At 62.2% G+C, this 22,950-nt stretch carries 26 protein-coding genes; 9 read left to right on the top strand and 17 right to left on the bottom strand.

Annotated features, from left to right (window positions below):
* The 5 genes from WD767_03740 to WD767_03720 all read right to left on the bottom strand — a co-directional run.
* The coding region (locus WD767_03740; protein MEX2615188.1) for a PIN-like domain-containing protein at positions 1 to 518 on the bottom strand (518 nt) is incomplete at its 3' end.
* A gap of 161 nt (positions 519 to 679) precedes the next feature.
* On the bottom strand, positions 680 to 847 hold the full coding sequence (locus WD767_03735; protein MEX2615187.1) for a hypothetical protein: 168 nt from the start codon (positions 845 to 847) through the stop codon (positions 680 to 682).
* Between the two features lie 95 nt (positions 848 to 942).
* Positions 943 to 1,686, bottom strand: coding sequence for a sulfite exporter TauE/SafE family protein (locus WD767_03730; GenBank protein MEX2615186.1), 744 nt, complete (start codon positions 1,684 to 1,686; stop codon positions 943 to 945).
* 280 nt (positions 1,687 to 1,966) lie between these two features.
* Positions 1,967 to 2,233, bottom strand: coding sequence for a type II toxin-antitoxin system ParD family antitoxin (locus tag WD767_03725; GenBank protein ID MEX2615185.1), 267 nt, complete (start codon positions 2,231 to 2,233; stop codon positions 1,967 to 1,969).
* A 126-nt stretch (positions 2,234 to 2,359) separates the two neighbouring features.
* Complete coding sequence (locus WD767_03720) at positions 2,360 to 3,940, bottom strand: PAS domain S-box protein (GenBank protein ID MEX2615184.1); 1,581 nt, start codon at positions 3,938 to 3,940, stop codon at positions 2,360 to 2,362.
* Positions 3,941 to 4,143: 203 nt separating this feature from the next.
* Here WD767_03720 and WD767_03715 point away from each other — a divergent pair, with 203 nt between their 5' ends.
* Entirely contained in the window at positions 4,144 to 4,905 is a 762-nt protein-coding gene (locus tag WD767_03715; GenBank protein MEX2615183.1) for an SDR family NAD(P)-dependent oxidoreductase, read from the top strand.
* 13 nt (positions 4,906 to 4,918) lie between these two features.
* On the opposite strand, the gene WD767_03710 is transcribed toward WD767_03715, so the two are convergent.
* Entirely contained in the window at positions 4,919 to 5,770 is an 852-nt protein-coding gene (locus tag WD767_03710) for a TauD/TfdA family dioxygenase (protein MEX2615182.1), read from the bottom strand.
* 62 nt (positions 5,771 to 5,832) lie between these two features.
* The gene (locus tag WD767_03705; GenBank protein MEX2615181.1) at positions 5,833 to 6,249 is read right to left on the bottom strand and encodes a cupin domain-containing protein; all 417 of its coding nucleotides are present in this window, start codon (positions 6,247 to 6,249) and stop codon (positions 5,833 to 5,835) included.
* A gap of 102 nt (positions 6,250 to 6,351) precedes the next feature.
* Here WD767_03705 and WD767_03700 point away from each other — a divergent pair, with 102 nt between their 5' ends.
* Complete coding sequence (locus WD767_03700; GenBank protein MEX2615180.1) at positions 6,352 to 6,777, top strand: nuclear transport factor 2 family protein; 426 nt, start codon at positions 6,352 to 6,354, stop codon at positions 6,775 to 6,777.
* 37 nt (positions 6,778 to 6,814) lie between these two features.
* On the opposite strand, the gene phnN is transcribed toward WD767_03700, so the two are convergent.
* A complete protein-coding gene (phnN, locus tag WD767_03695) occupies positions 6,815 to 7,378 on the bottom strand; it encodes a phosphonate metabolism protein/1,5-bisphosphokinase (PRPP-forming) PhnN (GenBank protein MEX2615179.1) in 564 nt (187 codons plus the stop codon).
* A 610-nt stretch (positions 7,379 to 7,988) separates the two neighbouring features.
* Here phnN and WD767_03690 point away from each other — a divergent pair.
* On the top strand, positions 7,989 to 8,804 hold the full coding sequence (locus WD767_03690) for an aldolase/citrate lyase family protein (GenBank protein ID MEX2615178.1): 816 nt from the start codon (positions 7,989 to 7,991) through the stop codon (positions 8,802 to 8,804).
* Between the two features lie 250 nt (positions 8,805 to 9,054).
* Positions 9,055 to 10,740 carry a PAS domain-containing protein gene (locus WD767_03685; protein MEX2615177.1) on the top strand — a complete coding sequence of 562 codons (1,686 nt, stop codon included), beginning with the start codon at positions 9,055 to 9,057 and terminating at the stop codon, positions 10,738 to 10,740.
* A gap of 202 nt (positions 10,741 to 10,942) precedes the next feature.
* On the opposite strand, the gene speE is transcribed toward WD767_03685, so the two are convergent.
* Together speE and speD are read right to left on the bottom strand one after the other, a co-directional pair.
* Positions 10,943 to 11,794 (bottom strand): polyamine aminopropyltransferase, encoded by an 852-nt coding sequence (gene speE, locus WD767_03680; protein ID MEX2615176.1) that lies wholly within the window; start codon positions 11,792 to 11,794, stop codon positions 10,943 to 10,945.
* Positions 11,791 to 12,210, bottom strand: a complete 420-nt coding sequence (gene speD / locus WD767_03675; GenBank protein MEX2615175.1) for an adenosylmethionine decarboxylase — start codon at positions 12,208 to 12,210, stop codon at positions 11,791 to 11,793. Before speD ends, speE begins: the two co-directional genes overlap by 4 nt.
* Positions 12,211 to 12,475: 265 nt before the next feature.
* Between speD and hutG the strand changes: the two genes are divergently transcribed.
* From hutG to WD767_03650, 5 genes are all read left to right on the top strand, one after another.
* Positions 12,476 to 13,279, top strand: a complete 804-nt coding sequence (hutG, locus tag WD767_03670) for an N-formylglutamate deformylase (protein MEX2615174.1) — start codon at positions 12,476 to 12,478, stop codon at positions 13,277 to 13,279.
* Positions 13,280 to 13,317: 38 nt separating this feature from the next.
* Positions 13,318 to 13,698, top strand: coding sequence for a carboxymuconolactone decarboxylase family protein (locus tag WD767_03665; GenBank protein ID MEX2615173.1), 381 nt, complete (start codon positions 13,318 to 13,320; stop codon positions 13,696 to 13,698).
* Between the two features lie 30 nt (positions 13,699 to 13,728).
* The gene (locus tag WD767_03660) at positions 13,729 to 14,517 is read left to right on the top strand and encodes an enoyl-CoA hydratase-related protein (GenBank protein MEX2615172.1); all 789 of its coding nucleotides are present in this window, start codon (positions 13,729 to 13,731) and stop codon (positions 14,515 to 14,517) included.
* A gap of 126 nt (positions 14,518 to 14,643) precedes the next feature.
* Positions 14,644 to 14,973 carry a heat shock protein HspQ gene (gene hspQ / locus WD767_03655; protein MEX2615171.1) on the top strand — a complete coding sequence of 110 codons (330 nt, stop codon included), beginning with the start codon at positions 14,644 to 14,646 and terminating at the stop codon, positions 14,971 to 14,973.
* Between the two features lie 196 nt (positions 14,974 to 15,169).
* On the top strand, positions 15,170 to 15,505 hold the full coding sequence (locus WD767_03650; GenBank protein MEX2615170.1) for a hypothetical protein: 336 nt from the start codon (positions 15,170 to 15,172) through the stop codon (positions 15,503 to 15,505).
* 27 nt (positions 15,506 to 15,532) lie between these two features.
* Here WD767_03650 and WD767_03645 read toward each other — a convergent pair whose 3' ends face one another.
* The 7 genes from WD767_03645 to smc form a co-directional block, all read right to left on the bottom strand.
* A complete protein-coding gene (locus tag WD767_03645) occupies positions 15,533 to 16,609 on the bottom strand; it encodes a tartrate dehydrogenase (GenBank protein MEX2615169.1) in 1,077 nt (358 codons plus the stop codon).
* A gap of 299 nt (positions 16,610 to 16,908) precedes the next feature.
* Positions 16,909 to 17,397: a F0F1 ATP synthase subunit B gene (locus WD767_03640; protein MEX2615168.1), complete on the bottom strand. Its 489-nt coding sequence runs from the start codon at positions 17,395 to 17,397 to the stop codon at positions 16,909 to 16,911.
* Positions 17,397 to 17,888, bottom strand: coding sequence for a F0F1 ATP synthase subunit B' (locus WD767_03635; GenBank protein MEX2615167.1), 492 nt, complete (start codon positions 17,886 to 17,888; stop codon positions 17,397 to 17,399). The genes WD767_03640 and WD767_03635 overlap by 1 nt, the downstream gene beginning before the upstream one ends.
* Before the next feature lie 44 nt (positions 17,889 to 17,932).
* Positions 17,933 to 18,157, bottom strand: coding sequence for an ATP synthase subunit C family protein (locus WD767_03630; protein ID MEX2615166.1), 225 nt, complete (start codon positions 18,155 to 18,157; stop codon positions 17,933 to 17,935).
* Between the two features lie 57 nt (positions 18,158 to 18,214).
* Positions 18,215 to 18,937 (bottom strand): F0F1 ATP synthase subunit A, encoded by a 723-nt coding sequence (locus WD767_03625; protein ID MEX2615165.1) that lies wholly within the window; start codon positions 18,935 to 18,937, stop codon positions 18,215 to 18,217.
* A 28-nt stretch (positions 18,938 to 18,965) separates the two neighbouring features.
* Positions 18,966 to 19,346: an AtpZ/AtpI family protein gene (locus tag WD767_03620; protein ID MEX2615164.1), complete on the bottom strand. Its 381-nt coding sequence runs from the start codon at positions 19,344 to 19,346 to the stop codon at positions 18,966 to 18,968.
* A 140-nt stretch (positions 19,347 to 19,486) separates the two neighbouring features.
* Entirely contained in the window at positions 19,487 to 22,948 is a 3,462-nt protein-coding gene (smc, locus tag WD767_03615; GenBank protein ID MEX2615163.1) for a chromosome segregation protein SMC, read from the bottom strand.
* Positions 22,949 to 22,950 lie beyond the last annotated feature (2 nt).

Genomic DNA, 22,950 nt, shown 5'->3' with positions numbered 1-22,950 from the left:
AGCCTGCTCTCAAGCGGATAGGGGCCGTAACATTGCGTTTTTCCGCAGCCTGCTAATGCTGTTTCAAGCCGCTGCACAACATCGTCATTCTTCTCGTAGTCAGGGATTACTGTTCTTTCTTTGTCGATCTTTGCACGGATATCCCCGCACGCTTTCTGAATATCTTTCTCGAAATTCTCAATCAATTCTTTTGGGACAACCCGGCAGCCCCTAATAGCATTGACAGCTGTGCTCATCGCCTTTTCGACTTCCTCGACATGTTTCTTGGCTTTGTCGAAGTCGTTCTCCATGTCAGTAATGACAACGCGTCGGTTCTTCACGAACTCTTTGGCTGTCTGGTGTGATATCCAAAACCTTCCGTTGAAACTCTCCAGCGCAGCCAAAAGCGCGTCGCGCGTCGATTTGTTATAACGGTAGAGATCAAGCATCACGTTGGTATCAACGGTGAGGATACCTTTATCCCAAGCTGCATCGTAATCTGTCTGATCAAGAAAATACCAAGGGAATCTATCGCGCATTTTGCCTCCACCTATGTTACCTGAACTGTGGACCTCGAAATAACTTCTTTCAAGAGGCTGAGTTGGGTGTCCGCTCCAGTGCCTTCCGTAGGCGGGGTCAGATCTTGTTTTGTGCAAGGCTCCCGTCAAAAAAGTAGTCATCAACGAATTCGGCAAAAACCTTACCCCGAAACCGCCGCCACCGAAATCCGCTGCCCCAGCGCGTGAAACGCCGCGTCGATCCGGTCCATGCGCGACGCGTGGTTGAGGTCGAGCAGGCGGTCCACCTGCGGGGCGTGGCAGTGCAGGCGTTTCGCCAGTTCGGCCCTGGTGACGCCGCCGCAGCGCATGGCATTCCGGGTGGGCGATGCGCGCGGCGAATTGGTAAGGCTTCCAACCGGCGACCGAACGTTCCGCACAAATCAAGACCTGCGCCCGGGATGCGTCAGTGGAACGCCTGCCACAACAGGACGACACCGCCGGTGACGATGGCGGCGTCGAAGATGCCGTTGTGAAATTCCGCGGTGAAACGGCGGCTGATCCAGCGCGCGGTCAGGGTCCCCGGCGTCGCCATTGCGCCGATCAGGACCGCCAGCAGCACCATGTTCCATGGCAGCGCGCCGAAACCGGCATAGATGCCCGTGCGGACGACGCCCAGCACGGCGGAAATGGCGGCGTCGGTGGCGATCACCTGGGTTCCGGCCAGTCCCGCCGCCATCAGGATCGACAGCAGGACAACGCCGGTGCCCGGAGTCGCGCCCATCAGGAAGCCGAACCCGAACGACGCACCGATAAATCCGGCGCCTGCCAGCCGCACCCGCAAACGCCGCAGCAGGTACCGCAGCGGCACCATGACAATCAACAGGCAGCCGATCAGTATCTGCGCGCCGCGGCCGGTCAGCAGGGTGAACCAGTACGCCCCCGCCGCCGTCGCCGGCAGGGCGCAGAGAACGACGATAACCGCCTTGCGGCGGTCGATATCCTTCCAGAAGGTGATCGCGCGGGTCGGGTTGCTGATCAGCGCGGCGAGGGATATCACCGGCACCGCCGCCTCCGCTCCGATCAGCGGCACGAGGATCAGCGGCATCAATAGCCCCGTTCCGTATCCGGCGATCCCGCCGACGATCTGTGTGCCGAAGGCCGCGACGGCGACCATCAGCAACTGGGAACAGGACAGGTCGGCGAACATGCGCGCTTCCGGGCAATGGAAAGGCCAAACACGGCAGTCGTGTCGGATCGAAACCGACTACCTCCAGGCGGGGTCAGATCCTGATTTATGCAGGGCTCCCGTCAAGAAAGCAGTCATCAACGAATTCCGCAAAGACCTTATCCGGAAACCGCCGCCACCGAAATATACAGCCCCAGCGCGTGAACCGCCGCGCCGATCCGAGTGAACCGTGCCGAAACGGTCGTCGCCAAATTGCGCGATCTCCCGCAAGTCTTCCGCGGCCCGGCCGGCAAGCCGGTATTCAGCCACGCGTCGCCCGGTGGCGCTGGCGTGCGTCGTCCCATATCTCGTCCACCGTCCGGTCACTGAAACCGCTGCGCTCGCCGTCGATCAAGGCTGCGCGGATGGCCTCTATTTCGCCTGCCGCTTCCCCTTCGCGAATCTGCCGTTCCCGGATCAGTTCCCGGAAGACCTCGCTTTCATTGCCGTAATGGCCGGACTCAATCTGCGCCTTGATCCTGGCATCCTGCCGGTCCGTGACCGATATGCATTTCTTGACCATGGACATTGTGCGGCTCCCGCTGTGATAGGCGTATTATATACTACCAGGTAGGAAAAACCAGATTTGCCGTTTAAATGACCCGCCGACGCGCCTCGACAGCGGCGCGGGGACGCAAGCATACCGGACCGGTCATCAGGATTGATGAATGGCGCGCGGCAGGTACAGGTTCACGGTCGTCCCCTGGCCGACCGCGCTGCGGATCGTCACATGGCCGCCGGACTGCTTGACGAAGCCGAACACCATGGACAGACCGAGCCCGCTGCCCTGGCCGACGTCCCTGGTCGTGAAAAACGGCTCGAAGGCGCGGTCGAGCGTTTCCCGCCCCATGCCCGTACCGGTATCGGATACCGCCAGCAGCACATAGTCGCCCCGGGTCAGGTCCGGATCCGCCGCCGGATCGTCTGTATCGAGGCGCAGATTGGACGTCGCCAGGGTCAGCATTCCGCCGTCCGGCATGGCGTCCCGGGCATTGACCGCCAGGTTGAGCACGGCGCTTTCCAGATAATATGTATCCACATCCGTCAGCCACAGCCCGTCCGCCGGTTCCGTCCGGATCTCCGTCGTGTCCCCGAGTGTCCGGCGCAGCATGCCCAGCATTGCGGCGATACTGTCGTTCAGGTTCACCGGCCCGGGCGACAGGGGCTGCTGGCGGGCAAAGGACAGCAACTGCCGGTTCAGCGACGCGACGCCAAGGGCCGCCTTCATCGCGGGCGCCACCAGGGCAAGGAGGTCGGGACGGTCCCTTAGCGCCTCTTCCAGAAAGTCGAGATTCCCGATAATGACCCCCAGCAGGTTGTTGAAGTCATGCGCGATGCCGCCGGTCAGCTGGCCGACCACTTCCATTTTCTGCGCCTGACGCAGCGAAGCCTCCAGCTCCCGCTGCCGCGCCTCGGCTTTCCTGCGCTCGGTGATATCCAGCAGCGTCACCTGGACCGCTTTCCTGCCCCGCCAGCTGATGGACCTGGAAATCGCCTGGAGATGCACGATTTCGCCGTCCCTGCGGACACCGTCATATTCATAATGGGTCGGGACATCGTTTCCCTGCAGCCGTTCCATGCGGTAAACCGCCAGCCTCTCGCGGTCATACGGCGCCGCCAGGATCGCCGTGCTTTCCAGTGCCAGCACCGCCTCCGCCGATTCATAACCGAATATTTCAGCATAGGCCTGGTTGACATAGAGCGGCTTGCGCGCCGGCGAGATGATGCTGACGCCCTGCAGCGACCCTTCGACAAGATTGCGGAAATTCTCTTCGCTTTCCTCCAGCGACAATTCGGCTCTCTTGCGATCCGTGATTTCGGCGCGAATGGCGACGGTCCCGCCATTCGATGTCCGCCGCTCCTCGCACCGGTACCATTTGCCATCCGTGCTGGCATATTCGTACCGGCCGGCGGGGTTGCGGAAGCGGTCCAGCCTTCTTTTGAAGAAATCATCGGCGTCGCGATAGGCGGGCGGCACGAAATCATGTGCGATCCCGGCGCGCAGGATTTCGGAAAAACTGACCCCGGGCCGCAGGATGCCGAGCGCCGCCAGGCGGGGAAGCGAATCGCGGTAGGCCCTGTTGCAGTACACCAACCGCTCGTCGGTGTCATAAATGGCAAGCCCTTCCGACAGCGCCTCTATCCCCTCGGACAGTTGCGAATGCAGGGCCGGCGCGTCGCGCGCCGCAAGCGCGGCTTCCCCAATTCCTGGTACCTGTTGAACGCCATCTGACATGCCGGAGCCTTCAAGACGCGCCCTCCGTATCCTGAAATACCGCGATACGGAGCCATCGTCGCTTTGTAAAAAGGGGCAATATGGGCCCCTTTTGTTAACATTCCCTTGATCCGGGAATGCCGCGATGATCAGCGCCTACTATCGCATTATCGGCCCCACTCCGCTACCGTCGACGTCTCAGACACGCAAGGGAGGAACACAACATGCGGTTTCGGGGCAGGACGGTCGTCGTCACAGGGGCGGGCGGCGGGATCGGGCGGGAAGTCTGCCTGCAGTTTGCGCGCGAGGGCGCGAAGGTGGCCGCCGGCGACCTGGATACCGCGATGGCGGAACGGGTCGCGGCGGCGGTGACCGGCGAGGGCGGCACGGCGCAGGGCTTCGCGGTCGATGTGACCAGCCCCGATTCGGTCGACGGATTCATCGCCGATGCGGATGCCGCTTTCGGCGGGCTGGACGTGCTGGTCGCCAATGCGGGCGTGCGGGAGATCGTGCCGGTGCTGGAACTGTCCTTCGAGGAATGGAACCGGGTAATCGGCGTGAACCTGACCGGGGTGTTCCTGTCCTGCCAGGCGTTTGCCCGCAACCTGGTCGCCGCCGGGCGCAAGGGGGCCATCGTCAACCTGGCCTCGACGCTGGGCGTGACGGCGGCGCCGAACCGCGCGGCCTACACCGCGTCCAAGCATGCGGTGGTCGGGCTGACGAAAGAAATGGCGATGGAACTGGGCAGGCAGGGCATCCGCGTGAACGCGGTCGGCCCCGGCGTCACCCGCACGCCGATGACCGAACGCTATTTCCAGGACGCCGACGACGCGGAAAAAATCCGCTCGATCCACGCGCTGCACCGCTGGGGCGAACCGCATGAAATCGCCAGCGCGATCCTGTTCCTCGCCTCCGACGACGCCGGCTTCTGTACCGGCACGACCCTGATGGTCGATGGCGGCTGGACGGCGGGGAAAAGCTTCTAGGACCCGACGACAATCAGACCGGCACGTCGCCGATGATCGTGGTGCGGTGCATGTGCCTTGTATAGGCCGGGTTGTAGGGCACCGCGTTGTGCATGGTGCAGCGGTTGTCCCAGAAGATCAGGTCATGCGGCTGCCAGACATGGCGGTAGATGAATTCCGGCCGCTTGCTGAATTCGAACAGTTCCTGCAGCAGCGCCTCGCTTTCCTCCGGGTCCATGTCCTTGACGTATTCGGTGTGCCCTTCGGACACATACAGCGCCTTGCGCCCGGTTTCCGGATGGGTGCGGATGATCGGGTGGGTGGCGCCCGTGGTGCGGGCGATCTGTTCCGGGGTCAGCGCCTTGCGGTCGGCATTGCCGGATTTGAAGCGGTTGTATTCGCGCTGGTAGTTGAAGACCGCATATTTCCCTTCGATCCGGGCGCGCAGTGATTCCGGCATCGCCTCCAGCACCGCGTACATGTTGCAGAACAGGGTGTCGCCGCCTTCGGGGGGGATCTGCTGCGCGTGCAGCAGCGAACCCATGGCGGGGATGCGTTCATAGGCCTGGTCGGAATGCCAGTGCCGCCCCGCATCGGCGATGCCGACGGCCTTGCCGTTTTCGCGCTTGTTGGAAATGCGGGTGATTTCCGGGTATCCGGGCAACTGGAAATCGGTCAGCACATGGACCGACAATTCGCCGAATCGTTTCGAGAAGGCAATATGATCGTCCGGCGCGATATGCTGGTCGCGGATCACGATGATGCCGTTATCCAGCAGCGCCCGGTGCAGCGCCGCCGCCTGCGCGTCGTCTTCCTGCCGCGACAGGTCGGCGCCGATGACTTCCGCGCCCAGAACCGCCGACAGGCGGTTTACCGTCAAGTCCATTTTCTTCTTCCTCCCGGGATAAGGGCCGGGCGGAGTGGTAACCCCGCCCGGGTCTTGCGGCGCTACGCGACCGGCGCCGGTTTGGCGTTGTAGTCCTCATCGCTGACATGCTCGAACCACTGGGTGCCGTTGCCCTGGTCGTCGATTTCGGACATCGCCAGATGGGTGAACAGCCGGTCGCCGGCCGAACCGTGCCAGTGCCGCGTGTTGGGCGGAATCACGGCGGTGTCGCCCGGATGCAGTTCCTGCACCTGCTCGCCTTCAAGCTGCACCCGGCCGACGCCGGAGACAACATAGAGTGTCTGTCCCACCGGGTGCGAATGCCATGCGGTGCGTGCGCCGGGGGTGAAGGATACGTTGGTCGCCCTCATGCGCGACGGCGCCTTGCCGACGATGACAGGATCCTGCAGCACGACGCCGGTGAAATTGTCCGCCGAGGCCTGCTTGGTCTGGCGCGAATTGGCCCTGTGAAGCTCCATCTTGAATTCCCTCCTGTGGTTTTGTTAGCCGTTGCGCGCAACAGTAGCGCAAACGAACCGCGCGTGTCATCGTGCTGTTAAACCTGATTGCAGGAGAATGTCATGGCGACGCCGTCGGTCGAGGACCGCAATGCGATCAACGATCTGTTCGTGCGCTATATGTGGGCGCTGGACGCGGGCGATGTGGAAGGCGTGATCGGCTGCTTCGCGCGGGACGGTTCGCTGGAAAGCCCCTCGGTCGGCAGGTACAGCGGCCAGGCGGGGCTGCGCGAATTCGCGACGCGCTTCGCCGGGTTCCGCCGGCGCGGCACGGCCCTGCGCCATTTCATCACCAACATGATCATCGACGTGACCGGCGATACGGGCCGCGCGCAATGCTACCTGGCGGTGTTCCTGGTGAAGGACGGGGCCAGCCGGCTGCTCGCCCCCGGCCGCTACGACTGCACGCTTGTGCGCGAGGACGGGATCTGGCGCTTCCAGAACCGCCTGGTGGTCATGGACCACGACTACGAACTGGAAGGTATCTGAACGAAAAAGGCGCCGGCATGGCAAGAAGTTGTTCCGGCTATCGGAGGGAAAGGCGCGTCAGCACATCCGCGAAGGCGGTGATCGCCTGTTTCACAGGCAGGTCGTTGCGAAATACCACATCGCCGACGCCCGCCGACGCCACCTTACGGTCCAGCCGCCGCTGCGACTGTTCGGCCGATTCCCGCCCGCGGCTGGACAGCCGTTCGGCGATCACGTCGCGGGATGCGGTGACATGCACCGCGTGGAACGGGCTGATCCGCGCGCGCGCATCCTCGACAACCCCGCGCGACCCGTTGACGACAACGGCGCAGCCATTGCGAAGGTCATCGACAATGGCGCCGGGCACGCCGTAATGGAACCCGTGCGCCGACCAGTGCAGCAGGAATTCGCCGCCGGACAGCATCAGATTGAATGCCTCCGGGGTTACCGGCACATGATCCTCGCCGCCGTAATCGGCGGGCCGCGTGATATAGCGCCGGGGAAAAACGAACCGGCCGGCATCGCCCAGCTGCGCGCGGGCCCCGGCGATCAGCGTGTCCTTGCCGACGCCGCTGGGTCCGACGACCAGGATCAGGGGTCCCTGTTTGCGGGCCTTGGACATTGACTGCGAACCTTCAATTTTTAACGCCACCTACAGGACCTTCACAGGTTTGTTGGATCGCCACAGGCGATTCCGACCGGACACGATCTGATCTGGGCCATAGTCATAACTTCGCAGCCAAATCCGTAAAGACGCAAGTTTCACCGCGGCGAGGAAGATGAGCGGGTTTTGTCATAACGGGTGGTGATGACCCGGAACTATTTTGAATTTATCGAAGAAACGATCGATCTGATTGCGCTGGCGGTGGAGCCACCTGCTGAAGGCGAAGGTCTCCTTCCTGGTGCGCTTGGCGGGAATGTTGGCCCAGGCGCTGCTATCCCAGGCGCTGCTATCATTGTCGCGGACGGTGACTCTTTCGTGACAGGCAGATGACAGTTTTCTTGACGTTTTACCGGAGGCGACAGTGTCGCGGCTTCCGCTTTTGCTACAGCGGGCCGTTACGCTACAATCGCGGCGCTTTTGTTTTACACACGCAACGGGTCGCGAATGTTGAAGCCGGTTCGGCCCGATTTTCGCCGCAACGTCATGCAGGAAAAATTCGATACGCAACGATCCGGCACGACCGGCGCAGGCCTGCCTTCCAACGCATTTGACAACACGAGGTGACCCCATGAACGCGACGAAGCTCAGACGTACCCTGAAATCAGGCGGCCGCGTGTTCGGCTGCATGCTGTCCCAGATGGCGTCGACACGGTTCGAATCCGTGCTGGCCGGCAGCACGCTTGATTACGCGATTATCGATTCCGAGCATGGTTCGCGCGACCGCGCCGAAATCCAGCAGCTCTGCGGGATGCTGCGCCGCGCGGATATCACGCCGGTTGTCCGCGTGCCGATCCCGAAATCGGAATGGGTCGCCATGGCGCTGGACGCGGGCGCCGCCGGCGTGCTGGTGCCCTATTGCGAAACGGTGGAAGAAGTGCAGGCGGTCGTCGCCACGGCGAAATGGCATCCGCTGAAAGGCGAATACCTGCGCCGCGCGGTGGAGGAAGGCGTCCTGCCCAGCCCGGAGACGAAAAAGTACCTGACCAACCGGCGCAAGGAATCCTTCGTCATCATCGGCATCGAATCCGAACCGGCCTACCGGAACCTCGATGCGATCCTCGATGTCGGCGGCATCGACGGCGTGTTCATCGGACCGAACGACATGTCCACCTCGCTCGGGGTGCCGGACGACTATTCGAACAAAAAATACCTCAACGTGGTCGCGGATATCATCAAACGCTGCGAGGCGCGCACGATCCCGGTCATGGTCCACCAGCAGACGATCGAAACGTCCAGCAAGGCGATCGAACTGGGCGCGCGTTTCGTGCTTCATTCGTCTGACGGCCGGATGCTGCAGCGCATTATCCAGAACGAAATGAACGCCCTGCGCAAGGCCGCCGGCGCGGGCGCGGCCAAAACGAAGGATACGGTGGAAACGGTTTAGCGGCCGGTCATGCGCCGTCCTTCTTTCCGGCGACGGGAGGGACGCAACCCCGCCGCTACCGTCGCTCGCCTATAACGGGCATCCGTCATGACTGCAAAACATTTGCCGGATTTGCGGAATCTTTCGCCATGCCGCGAGTGTTAACCATATTTTAGCACTAAAAGTTGATAATCTGCCGCGCCTGCATCCATGCTGAAGAGCATCGGCGCCACTCTGACGCGTTTGGATCACCTGACGGAAAGTCCAGCCCATGGCGAACGACGTCGCGGAAGAACAGAAACTGCGAGTAACGGCGCTGGAGAGTTCGGCAATGCCGTCCGCGGGGAAAGCGGCGTACTGCGGCCCGTGCGCCAGCCCGGACGATATCCTGGCGATTGCTCCCGGACGATGGACAGACGAGAAGGCGCTGCGCGACAGCGAGGCATATCTGCGGGCGATTGTCGAAAATTCGCCCTGGTGCATCTCCGTCAAGGACACCGAGGGACGCTATCTCGTCATCAATGACGCCTATGCCAGATGGCTAAATACCGACGGCGCGCAGATCGTCGGGAAGACCGGATCGGAAGTCGAAAACCTGCGCGATGCGGACAAGATCAGGGCCCATGACAACGAAGTCATTCAACAGCGCCGGGCCATAACCTATGAACGCGATGCGCAGCGCCATGACGGCGCCCGCCAGATATGGTCGGTCAGCAAGTTTCCGGCCATGGACAGGGACGGAAAGCTCTTTGGCGTCGCAACGATCGGCATCGACATCACGGCGCACCGGGAACTTGAAACCTCGCTGCGCCAGGCCCAGAAGATGGAATCCGTCGGGCAACTGACCGGCGGTATTGCGCATGACTTCAACAATATCCTGGGTATCATCATCGGAAATCTCGATCACCTGTCGGAAGCGCTGGCGGAGGATTCCGACCTCCACGGGCTGATCGAACCCGCGGTGCGGGCGGCGCTCAGCGGCGCGGCGCTGAACCGTCAGTTGCTTTCCTTTTCGAGTAAGCAGGCGCTGATGCCCGAGGTATTGAACCTGAACGACGGCGTCTCGGCGATGCTGGGCATGCTGGACCGCACGCTCGGGAACGCCGTGGAGATCGAGGCGAAACCGGATGACGGACTGTGGCTGACCTATGTGGACCCCCATCACCTGGAAAGCGCGCTGCTCAACCTCGCCATCAATGCCCGCGACGCCATGCCGGCGGGGGGGAAGCTGACCGTCGAGACATCCAACCTGCGGCATGACGGCGCCGGTACGGCGGCGCCGGCGGATCTTCGCCCCGGCGAATACGTCGTCATGACAATAACCGATACCGGAACCGGCATGGCGCCGGATGTCCTGGAACACGCCTTCGAGCCGTTTTTCACGACCAAGCCGGTCGGCCAGGGCAGCGGACTGGGACTTTCCATGGTGTTCGGCTTCGCCAACCAGTCCGGTGGCCATGCGGCGATCGTCAGCGCGGCCGATCAGGGGACGACGGTAAGACTGTACCTGCCGCGCGCGACCCGCCTGGACGCACCCGTCGAGAAAGATCGGGGCGAAGGACCGCAGATCGGAAGCGGAACGGTGCTGGTCGTCGAGGATGACCTGAACTACAGGGATGTCGTCGCCCGGTTGCTTCGCGACCTGGGCTACCGGGTCCTGACGGCGCATGACGGTGTGTCCGGTCTCGAAAAAATCGCGCAGGCGGCGCCTGTCGATATCGTCCTGGTCGACGTGGTCCTGCCCGGCGGCATGAGCGGCCCGGAATTCGCCGCCGAGGCCGCCCGGCGCCAGCCGGACATCAGAATCGTATACATGTCCGGCTACCCGCGGGCCGCCGCGGCGCAGCGCAGCGGTTTGCACAATGGCGCAACGATTCTTGAAAAGCCGTTCCAAAAGGCCGAATTCGTTGCCGGATTACGCAGTGTCCTCGGCGATGGCCCCGCACCCGTAGCATAACCGGCGCGGACGCGCGTCCGGAACCATCCCTGTTCCATATTGGTTTATTCAGTGCATGGGTAACACTTCTGGCTTTTGGCTGGACGTGTGATGCCGTGGAGAGAGACTTCGGCGATGGAGGAACGTCTGCGTTTTGTCGCCCGGTACCGGTATCGTCTCTACATAACACGACCGGCATGGAAAACATGCATCCGGTGTAATGTCAGCCGATCAGATCCTGAACATATCGCGGCAGGGCGAATGCCGCCTGATGAACCGAAGGGCAATAATAGCGTGTTTCGATACTGGCATCCTCGAAACGCGATTCCAGTAGCGGCAGGCCGGTGGTGCGCAGCGCTGTGTCATCCGTCGCCCAGCCGAACGCCATGCTGCCGCCCATATAAGTCGGAACCGCCGCCAGATAGCAGCCGGCATCCGCGAACAGGGCGCGCATCGCCGCCACGGATTTCGCCAGTTCTCCCGGCTGCATGAAGGGTACGCCGTTCTGCGTCACCATCACCCCGCCCGGCGCAAGACACCGCCGGCAGGCCCGGTAAAAACGATCGGAAAAAAGCGCCTCGCCCGGCCCGATGGGATCCGTCGAATCGACGATGATGACGTCATAGCGGTCATGGGTCGTTTCAGCGTGAAACAGCCCGTCGGCGATGACGATACTGGTGCGCGGATCGTCAAACGCATCGCCGCAGATCGCGCCGAGGTATTTTTTAGAAAACTCGATAACCCCGGCATCGATTTCCACCAGGGTGACGCGGCTGACGGTGCGATGCTTCAGGACCTCCTCGATCATGCCGCCGTCGCCGCCGCCGATGACCATGACCTCGCGCGCCTGCCCGTGCGCCAGCACCGGCACATGGGTCAGCATTTCATGATAGATAAATTCGTCCGCTTCGGTGGTCTGGACGACGCCGTTCAGCGTCAAGACCCGGCCGAAGCGATCATTTTCGAACAGTTCGAGGCGCTGGTGTTCGCTATCGCCCTGATACAGCAGCCTGTCTATACGGAGCCGGGAATGTACGCCGGGGTAGAGCGTTTCCTCGAACCAGTCATCGCTCACAACCTGCCCCGGCGATGTTCCCCCACTTCAATACGTTCCGGCTTGAAGGCGCGCCGCAGGACTTCAACAGCCAGATGCGGCTCCGTTTCGCCGCACATGAACACATCCATTGCCGCATAGCCGTATTCCGGCCAGCTATGGATACTGATATGGGATTCCGCCAGAACGGCCACGCCGGATACGCCGCTGTTTTCCGTGAAATGATGCAAATGCAGATGCAGCAGGGTGGCGCCCGACACCTTGATACAATCCCGCAACGTCGCGTCGATGAATTTGATATCGTCCAGCCGCTTTGCACCGAACAGGTCGATAATCAGATGCTTTCCTGCGAATCGGACACCATCCTCTTCCACGAAATGATCGGTATTGGGTGTAAAGCTCGGTGCCGTCTCCGGGTTCGTATCGACGGAATCCATCGATACCAGAGGGTACTCGGCGGTGAGGTTTTCGGTCATCGGGCGCATTCCCTACTCAATGGCGAAACCGGCGTCGCAAGAGCCGCGCTATATGCCGTCAAGCTGGCTCGTTTGCAAGGGAAAACTGGTCATTCCGCCATGATTTTGTCTCGCGGGAAAATTACATGCGCCGCAATTCATCGCCGTATCGTGCATCGCGGGAAATTTGCCGATATGCTGCACCTGTCGCAGCAGGCGTCAGTATTGTGAATGGCAGCAATTCAGCATGAAACTTTATGAAACGTCGAAGGGTCGTTCGCCCCTGCTGATCAGCGTTCCGCATGCCGGCACCCATATTCCCGAAACTTTGGCGGCCCGCATGACGGCGTCCGCGGTGACGTCGCCCGACGCCGACTGGCATGTCGATCGCCTGTACAATTTCGCACATGACCTCGACGCATCCTTCATTGTCGCAACGCATTCGCGCTATGTCGTCGACCTGAACCGACCGCCGGATGGCAGTTCCCTGTATCCGGGACAGGACGTCACGGAGCTCTGCCCGCTGCTGCAGTTCGACAAATCGCCGATTTACCGGCCCGGGGCAGCGCCGGACAAGGCGGAAACCGCAGCGCGGCGCGATGCCTATTGGCAGCCCTATCATGACAGGCTTTCCGACACCCTTGCGGAGATCCGCGATGCCCATGGCTATGCCCTGCTGTGGGATGCGCATTCAATCCGCTCGGTAGAGCCGCGCTTTTTCGAGGGCCGGCTTCCCGACATCAACCTGGGGTCGGGCAACGGAACAGCCTGCGCCGGCGCCCTGGCAGCCGAGCTTGTCGCGATCGCGGAACGGGCCGTCGGCTACAGCGCCATCCTGAACGGCCGCTTCAAGGGCGGCCATATTACCCGCCATTACGGCGACCCGTCGAACGGTATCCACGCGATGCAGTTGGAACTGTCGCAGATCACCTATATGGAAGAGCAGCCGCCATACAGGTTTCGCGAAGATCTGGCCAACGGCATTCGTCCCGTGCTCAAACAGTTTCTGGAGGCCATGCTGCGCTGGGGCCGGGACCATGGCGCCGGATAAGCTGAACCCAACCATCCAGGAGTGAAAGGAACATCCACATGACGAGCGAAGCATACAAGAAAGGCGAACAGGTCCGCCGCGAGGTCCTGGGCAGCAAACGCGTCGATTCCACAATGAAGGATCCGGCGGATTTCAGCCGCGCCATGATGGAGGTGACCACGGAATTCGCCTGGGGGCAGATATGGACGCGCCCCGGTATCGACCGGCGGACCCGCAGTTTCATGACCCTTGCCATGCTGGCGGCGCTGAACCGGCCGCATGAAATTGCCGTGCATGTCCGCGGCGCCCTGAACAACGGCCTGACGCGCGACGAAATCAAGGAAATCTTCCTGCATGTCCTGCCCTATTGCGGCGCCCCGGCGGCAATCGACGCAACCAGCGTCGCCAAGCAGGTTTTCGCTGAAATCGACGCCGAATAAGACCCGGACGCCACTGGAAAGCCGCCGGCCATGTCCTACGATACCCTGTTGTTCGAAATATCCGGGCAGGTTGCGCGGATTACGCTGAACCGGCCCGATGCGGCCAACAGCCTCAACGACGACATGGCCCGGGACCTGATGCTGGCGGCGATCCGGTGTGACGAGGATCCTGCCATTCGCGCGGTGCTGCTGACCGGCGCCGGAAAAATGTTCAGCGCCGGCGGCGACCTGAAAACCTTCAGCCGGTTCGGCACGGAAACGGGCGCCAGGCTGAAGGAAATCACGACCTGCTTCCATGCGGCGATATCCCGTTTCACCCGCATGGACGCACCGCTGGTCATCGCGGTGAACGGCATGGCGGCCGGCGCCGGGATGAGCCTCGCCGCATCCGGCGATCTGGTGCTGGCGGCGCGCGGCGCGCGATTCACGATGGCCTACACGGCGGCGGGACTTTCCCCGGACGGCGGTTCGACGTGGTTTCTGCCGCGGCTTATCGGCCTTCGGCGGACCCAGGAACTGATGCTGACGAACCGCATGCTCAGCGCCGGGGAAGCCCTGGAATGGGGCCTTGTCAACCGGGTCGTCGACGACGGCGCGCTGATGAAGGAAGCGGAGTCCCTGGTGGAGTACCTGGCAGGCGGCGCCACACAGGCGCTGGGCATGGTGAAGAAAATGCTGGTGGAAAGTTTTACCAACCCGCTGGAAACACAGATGGAACTCGAATCGCGCGCCATTGCGGAGATGGCGCGGAGCGATGACGGCCGCGAAGGCATCGCCGCCTTTGTCGGAAAACGGAAACCAGCATTTACCGGCCGCTGACCGGCGTGCAGGCGCCGCGTCATGACGCCACACATGTTTTTCACCTTCGAATTCCGTTGGATATGGCCTGACAGCCCAAGAATGTTGTATAATCAGGTCCCACAATCCGTTGCAGGACTACACGAATTGACCATAAGAACCGCAAAATTCGGTATTGGGCATATCGTTCGCCATCGCGTGCATTCGTTCCGCGGCGTCATATTTGACGTCGATCCCGTATTTGCCAATACGGACGAATGGTGGGATTCGATTCCGGAGAAAAACAGGCCGTCGAAAGACCAGCCCTTCTATCATCTTCTCGCGGAAAATTCGGACACGACCTATATTGCCTATGTTTCCGAACAGAACCTGCTGTTTGACGAATCCGGCGATCCGGTATCGCATCCGCAGGTGAATGAGATTTTTTCGGGTATGCAGGACGGTTGCTACGTGGTCCGCCACGGCAATTCGCATTGAGCGGATCGTGCTTGGCTGGAATCGCCTGTTGCGGTTCCCTTGAAACCCGATGTGCGATAATTTCGCATCGGGCCATGAAAAATTCAGTCGCCAACCCATTTGGGTGACGTATTTGCGTGTTAAAAAATTGTTTATTCACCCCCGCAATTGAGCCGGCACCGCAAAGAGTGCCGAATTCGTATGCAGGGGAACCGCGATGGCCAGCAACGACATACATTCAAACGCCTTCCTGAAACCGGAAACCTTCGCGAATCGCGCCGCAGGGTTCCTGTTGCTCGTTTATTTCTCGCCCCTCATCCTGTTCATTTCCGCCGCGATGGTCATGCGGTCTCGCCAGGAACCGGTCTTTGTCGCCGTGGAACTGCCGTCAAACGACGGATCAGGACAGAACAGCAGGGTCCTGTGGCGATTCCGGTGCGATGACAGCAACACATTCTTTAACCGCTTCATGACCCAGTCCCGCCTGAACCTGCTGCCGCAACTCGCCAATGTCGCCCAGGGCGATATTCCGGTTACAAAGGCGCTGCGGTAGGCTTCCCGCCGTCCGGCTCCGCGTCGTCTACTGGTTTTCGATCCGAATCGCATCGCATACGGCCGCCGTGACATCGGCTGTCGTTGCCGTGCCCCCGAGATCCGCCGGCATGACCTCTCCGGCCGCCGTAACGCGCTCTATGGCCCGCATGAGGCGCTTCGCCGCCGCGGGCTCCCCAATGTGCTCCAGCAGCATTACCGCGGACCAGAAGCTGCCAATGGGGTCGGCAACGCCCTTTCCCATGATATCGAATGCGGAACCGTGAATCGGTTCGAACATCGAAGGGAATTTCCGTTCCGGGTTCAGGTTCGCGGTCGGCGCGATGCCAAGACTGCCCGACAACGCCGCCGCCAGGTCGCTGAGCACATCGGCATGTAAATTACTCGCCACCACGACGTCGATACTCTTCGGATTCAGGACCATGCGCGTCGTCATGGCGTCGACCAGCATCTTGTCGGTGGTCACGTCGGGGTATTCGGTCTTCACTTCCGCGAATATATCGTCCCACATCACCATGCCATGGCGCTGCGCGTTGGATTTCGTCACCACGGTCAGCAATTTGCGCGGTCGCGTCCGCGCCAGTTCGAAGGCGAAGCGCATGATCCGCGCCACGCCTGTGCGGGTAAACACGGCAACATCCATGCCGACTTCCGCCGCATGGCCGCGATGCGCCCGCCCGCCGACCCCGGCATATTCGCCTTCGGAGTTTTCACGCACGATGACCCAGTCGAAATCGCCGGGACCGTATCCGGACAGCGGGCAGGTCACGCCCGGCAGCACCCGCGCCGGTCGCACATTGGCGTATTGATCGAAGCCCTGGCATATCGCCAGCCGCAGGCCCCACAGCGTGATGTGGTCGGGAACGTCCGGATCGCCGGCCGAACCGAAATAGATCGCATCGAAATTTCGGATCCGGTCCAGGCCGTCTTCCGGCATCATGGCGCCCGTCCGGCGATAGCGGTCGGCGCCCCAGTCGAAATGCGTAACGTCGATGCGGAAATCGCCAGCACGCTCCTGCAGCACGTTCAGCACTTCCAACCCGGCGCCGATGACTTCCGGCCCGATCCCGTCGCCGGGTATTGAAGCGATTTTATATTGCCGCATATCCGAAGCTTCCTTTCCTGGTCAGAGACTAAGGCGTGAATCTGCTCTATTTTTTTGGATTAAAAGCAAATTCACGTGGTTCATCGGAATCACCCGGGTGATTCCGATTAATCACGATTTGCTTTATCGCCGATCCGCATCAGACAAAAAAGTCATCCTTGCCAATCCGGGACATGTCAGTATCGCTGGCGGACAGCCTGTTGGGTACATGGCGCGTTCCAGGCCCGCTTTGCGGAAAGGCGCACAAAAAAAGCCGCCCCCGGGACGGCTTCGTCACAACGCAATCCTGTCATTGCGTCTTAATGCAGACGGTCCGGCAGGGCGCGGATCGAATCGTCGATCAGGGCGTCGCCGGCGCTGCCCGACAGCTTGCCTTCCAGCAGATTCGCGGTGGCGGACACCGCGACTTCCACCGCGCGGCGCTGTACCGCCAGCACCGCGGCCGCTTCCGCCTGGGCAATCTTGTCGCGCGCCAGCGCTTCCTGGCGTTCCAGTACGGCCTTCAGCTGTGCGGTGGCCTGTTGGCGATGGGACTCTATTTCAGCCTGGGCGCGGGCCATCAGCGCTTCCGCCTCCTGCGCCGCATCCCGCTGCTGCCGCTGATAGGCCGCCAGCGTCGCCTGGGCTTCCTCGCGCAGGCGCTGCGCTTCTTCCACCTCATTGCGGATCTGGGCGATCTTGTCGTCCAGCGCGCCGCCAATCGCATTCTTGCCGGGCTTGAACACCAGCGCGACAAATATCAGAAAGGCAACGGCAACCCAGAAAGTGGGATCGTTCAAAAGTTCCATCAGCGGCCGCCCCGCATCACCGCTTCAACCGCGGCTTTCGCTTCTTCCTGACTGATCGGTTCGCTGGTCAGGCGGCCCGCCGCCATCAGCGCCAGATCAGCCGCCATCGTACCGATATCCGCAACGACACGCCGGGTCTCGTCGGCGATCCGCTGTTCCGCATCGGCGGTTTCGTCCGCCAGCCGCTCGGCGAGCGCCTCGCGCTGCCGGGTCGCTTCTTCGGCCATTTCATGCGCCGCATCGCGAATGGCCGTCTGCGCCCGCGCCGTCGCCGACGCGATGGACGCCTCGTATTCCGCCAGCGCAGCTTCGGCTTCCGCCCGCAGTGTTTCGGCCCGTTCCAGATCGTCCTCTATCCGCTCACGCCGCGCGGCGCGTATATCGGTAATACGCGGCAACGCCACCTTCCAGAGGATGAGGTAGAGCGGGATGAAGGTCAGCACCAGCCAGAACAACTGGGTGGCAAAGACTGACGGATCAAGTTGCGGCATGGATGCTCCGCTGGATCAGTTGAAACGCTACGGGACGGACTGACTTAACCGAACAGGATAAGCAGCGCGATAACGAGCGCGAACAGCGCGATAGCTTCGACGAGGGCGAAGCCCAGCATCGTCATCGTGAACACTTCACCGCGCGCGGCCGGATTGCGGCCAACCGCGAGAATGAAGGAGGAGAACACATTGCCGATACCGATACCGGAACCGATCATGCCGATAACGGCGAGGCCGGCGCCAATAAGTTTCGCAGCTTCAATGTCCATGGTCAGTTTCCTTTTTGCAAAGTCGTGTTGAATTCGATTTACGGGAAGGCGCGCCGGTCAGTGCAGATGCAGCGCGTCATTGATATACAGGCAGGTGAGGATCGCAAAGACATAGGCCTGCAGGAAGGCAATCAGGATTTCCAGGCCGGTCAGCGCCACCACGAAGACGAGCGGCACCACCCCGGCGACTCCCAGCAGCCCGATGAATCCGGCAATGACCTTCAGCAGTGTATGCCCGGCCAGCATGTTGGCGAACAGACGAACCGACAGGCTGATCGGCCGCGAAAGATAGGAAATCACCTCAATCGGGATCAGGAGCGGATACAGCGGCAGCGGCGTGCCTGGCGGCACAAAGAAGCTGAAGAAATGCATTCCGTGCTTCACGAAACCCAGGATCGTAACGCCGATGAAAACCACCGCCGCCATCGCAAAGGTCACGATGATATGGCTGGTGAACGTGAAGCTGTATGGCGTCATGCCCAGCAGGTTGCCAATCAGCACGAATATGAAGAGCGTGAAGACGAAGGGGAAATAACTGCGCCCCTGGCTGCCGACCGTATCGCGCAACAGATTGGCGATGAATTCGTATGAAATTTCGACAGCGGCCTGCAACCGCCCCGGAACCACGGCGCTGCGCCGCGTGCCCAGCAGCAGGAAACCGGCGCACAGGACAACGGTGGCGACCATGTAAAGCGACGAATTGGTGAACGATACATCCACGCCGAAGGCGTACAGGGGAATGATCGGGTTGATTTCGAACTGCTCTAACGGACTCGCCACTATTCAACCCCGCCGTTTTTCGTTCCGATCATGTTCCGTCCTTCGAACCCTTAGGGGCTTCAACACCGTCGTCATCGTTGGTCTTCTTGTAACCGGCAGCAAGGCCGTATCCGCTGACCAGACGGAAAATGTTCAAAAAACCCGCCGCCGCGCCAAGCAGGAAGAACACGATAAGAAACCAGGGTTTTGTCTCAAGCCAGTAATCAAGAAGTACACCGATGCCAACACCGACGACCAGCGCCGCCACCAGATCGGTACCGATTCGCAGCGCGAATCCAAGGCCGTTCTGGTCGTTTTTCTTCCCGCCCTTGCCCGATTCTCCCCTGTCACCCTTGTCGTGTTGGTTTCTTGCGACGCTCAAACGCGCTTTCAGATCCCCCAGCGATGCCCGTTTTGGATCCTCGGTCATAGGTCAGTCCCTGTCCCGAATGCCATAGGCCATGCTGAAAACGCGCGCACCATACTGGCGGAAAAAGTCGAAGTCAAGGCGCAATGGACTGGATACATGCGTCCAAAAGCCGCAGAAAACCGCGCCTTTCAAACACGCGGTCAGGCGATTGCACGAAGCGCCTGCGCACCCTGCAAATCCACGGAGACAAGTTGGCTGACCCCCCGTTCACCCATTGTGACGCCGAACAGCCGATCCATCCGGGCCATGGTGATCCGATGATGCGTGATCACCAGGAACCGCGTGTCGCTGTGCGAGGCGATTTCATCAAGCAACAGGCAGAACCGGTCGACATTCGCATCGTCGAGCGGCGCATCGACCTCATCCAGCACGCAGATCGGCGCCGGGTTGGTCAGGAACACCGCAAACAGAAGCGCAATCGCGGTCAATGCCTGCTCCCCGCCTGACAGAAGCGACATCACCTGCAGTTTCTTGCCGGGCGGGCTCGCCATGATTTCGAGGCCCGACTGCAGCGGATCCTCCGCTTCGGTCAGTTCCAGATACGCCTTGCCGCCGCCGAACAGTTTGACGAACAGCTCCTGGAAATGGCCGTTGACCGTCTCAAAGGCCGTCAGCAGGCGCTCGCGCCCTTCGCGGTTCAGTTGCGAAATTCCCTGCCGCAGCCGCCCGATCGCGGCCAGCAGATCGTCGCGTTCGCTGCGCATGGAGGCGATCTGCACTTCCAGTTCCTCGGCTTCGAGTTCGGCGCGCAGGTTTACAGGACCCATATTGTCGCGTTCGCGCATATAACGGTCCAGTTTCGTCTCAACCTCTTCGGGGTCCGGCAGCACCGATTCGGCGTCGATATTGGCTTCGCGCAGGATAGCCCCCGGCGCGCAGCCCAGCCGTTCGGCAATCCGTTCCCGGACCACCGACTGGTCGCTGACCGCCTGTTCGACCTGCGCCTCGTTGCGCACCCGCTGCTCGCGGCATTCCGCCAGGCTGGATTCCGCCGCGCGCAACGCGCGGTCAGCCTCGGTCTGGGCGGTCTCGCCTGCCGCCAGCCGGTCGGCGGCGGCGCTGCGACGCGCTTCCGATTCGGAAATGCTGCCCAGCAGCGCATCGCGCTGTTCGGCGATCACCGCCGGGCGCCTGGCCAGGTCGTCGCGTATCGCTTCCGCAGCGCTGCGGCGTTCCTCCAGATCCGCGAGACGCGCCGCGGTTCCCTCCAGCCGGCTGCGCCAGACCTCGATTTCCCCGGCGACGACGCGCCGGCGGGCGATACGGTCCTGCGATTCCCGTTTCAGCCGGTCATAGGCGCTGCGCTTTTCGGACTGCTCCGCCCGCAATTCAGCCAGCTCCGCGCGCAGCACCTCGGCCCTGGCCCGTTTCGCGGCGAGATCCTCGAGACCGTCCACCGCCTGCCGGATCGCCTTCCATTGCAGCTCGGCCTCTTCCAGGTCGACGCTGGTCTGATTCGCGGCATCGGCCAGCGCCGTCAGCCGCGACCGGGCGGCGGCGGCGGCGCTGGACATGGTGCCGAATTGCTGGCGCGCCTCGTTCAGCGCGGCATAGGCGGAATTCTGCGCCCGGCGGGTTTCCTGTTCGGTCGTTTCGGCAACGGCCCGCGCGGCCTGCGCCGTTTCCAGCGCCTTCCGGCGCACAGCCTGTTCCGGCGCCATGCCCGCGTGCTTTTCGCGCAGCGCGACCAGCCGGTTCCGCTGACCAAGCCGCGTTGCAGCCGGGGTCGGCGCACCGGCGGCAATCCGGAATCCATCCCAGCGCCATAAGGCGCCATCCTTCGAAACCAGGCGCTGCCCCGGCCGTAACGCCGCATGCAGGGCATTCCCCTGGGCATCGTCAGTGACGACACCGATCTGCGAAAGGCGGCGATGCAGGACTTCCGGCGCGCGGGCGAAGCGCGACAGCCGTTCAACGCCCGTCGGAAGATCCTGCAAGATATCCATTGGCGGCAGGACCGCCCAGTGCACCGGCGCCGCGGTTTCCACCGGCGCCTCGATATCCTCGCCCAGCGCAATGCCAAGCGCCGATTCGTAGCCCGGTTCCACCGTGATCGCTTCGATCAGCGGCGCAAAAAAGTCGCCTTCCGCCGGCTCGACCAGTTCCGCCAGCGCCCGGATGTCCGCCGCAAGGCGGTCGCACTCCGCGTCGAATGCCCGGGCATGGTCGCGCGCCTCGCTCTCCGCGTCGCGTGCCGCCTTCAGCGCCGCTTCCGCCGCGGTCGCCGCCTCGCGCACTGTCGCGACGCGTTCTTCGGCTGCGTTCACCGTCGCCTCGATCTCGTTCAGCGCTGCATCGTCCGCGATGCTGTCGGCGAGTTCGATGCGTTCCCCATCAAGTTCGTTCGCACGCCGTTTCAACCGCTCGATCCGTTCCGATAACTGGTCGCGCTGGCGTTCCAGGGTCACCCGCCGCGCTTCGGCTTCCGCGGTTTCCGCCACCAGGTTGTTGCGCTCGGTTTCCTTGGCGTCGACAAGTACGGTGGCGCTCTCCAGCGCCGCCTGCGCCTCCGATTCGGATGTTGCCTCACTGTCCCGCGCCGCGTCCAGGAGCACGGCCTCCTCGGTCAGCCGCTTATTGGCGGCGCCGGCATCCGCCGCAAGCGCGCCTTCGCGTTCGATATCGGCGGTGACCTGTTCCACCCGCCGCGTCGTTTCGGCCCGCGCCTGGGTGAGACGTTCCTCTTCGCGCTCCAGTTCGCCGCGCGCCAGCAGCAGTCGCTGCAATTCGGCTGCCGCTTCGGTCTCGGCCTGCCGAAGCGCCGGCAGACCGGCGGCGATTTCCGCCTGCCGGGTCGCCGCGGCGGCGGCCGCCTCGGTCCGTGCGGCGACCGCCTGTTCGGTCAGGCGCAGCGATTCCCGCGCGGCCTCCACCGCCCGGGTGGCCGCCGTCCAGCGCAGATGCAGCAGGATCGCTTCGTGATAGCGGATATTTTCCGACAGACGGCGATACCGGACCGCCTGGCGCGACTGCCGGCGCAGCGCTTCCAGCTGCCCGTCCAGCGCCTCGATCACGTCATCGAGCCGTTCGAGGTTGGTTTCCGCCGCGCGCAGCCGCAATTCCGCTTCATGGCGGCGGGAATGCAGCCCCCGGATACCGGCGGCTTCTTCCAGCAGAACCCGGCGTTCGGTCGGTTTCGAGCCGATCAGCGCGCCGATCCGCCCCTGGCTGACCATCGCCGTCGAATGCGCGCCGCTGGCGATATCCGCGAACAGCAGTTGTACATCTCGCGCGCGGACTTCCTTGCCATTGACCCGGTATTGCGATCCCTGGCCGCGTTCAATCTTGCGGGTTATGTCGATTTCGTCGAATTCGTTGTAGGCCGCCGGCGCGTCGCGGCGCGAATTGTCGAGGCGTAACAGGACTTCGGCGATATTCCGCGACGGGCGGGTGGTGGTGCCGCCAAAGATCACGTCTTCCATTTCGCCGCCGCGCATGCTCTTGGCGGAGGTTTCGCCCATGACCCAGCGCAGCGCTTCCACGACATTGGATTTGCCGCAACCGTTGGGCCCGACAATACCTGTCATGCCGGGCTCGATCAGGAGCTCGGCCGGGTCGACGAAGGATTTGAAGCCCGTTAGCTGGAGCTTGCTGAAATGCACGT

This window comes from Alphaproteobacteria bacterium (assembly GCA_040905865.1).
Classification (GTDB): Bacteria; Pseudomonadota; Alphaproteobacteria; order UBA8366.
This window is presented reverse-complemented; position numbering and strand designations above follow the sequence as displayed.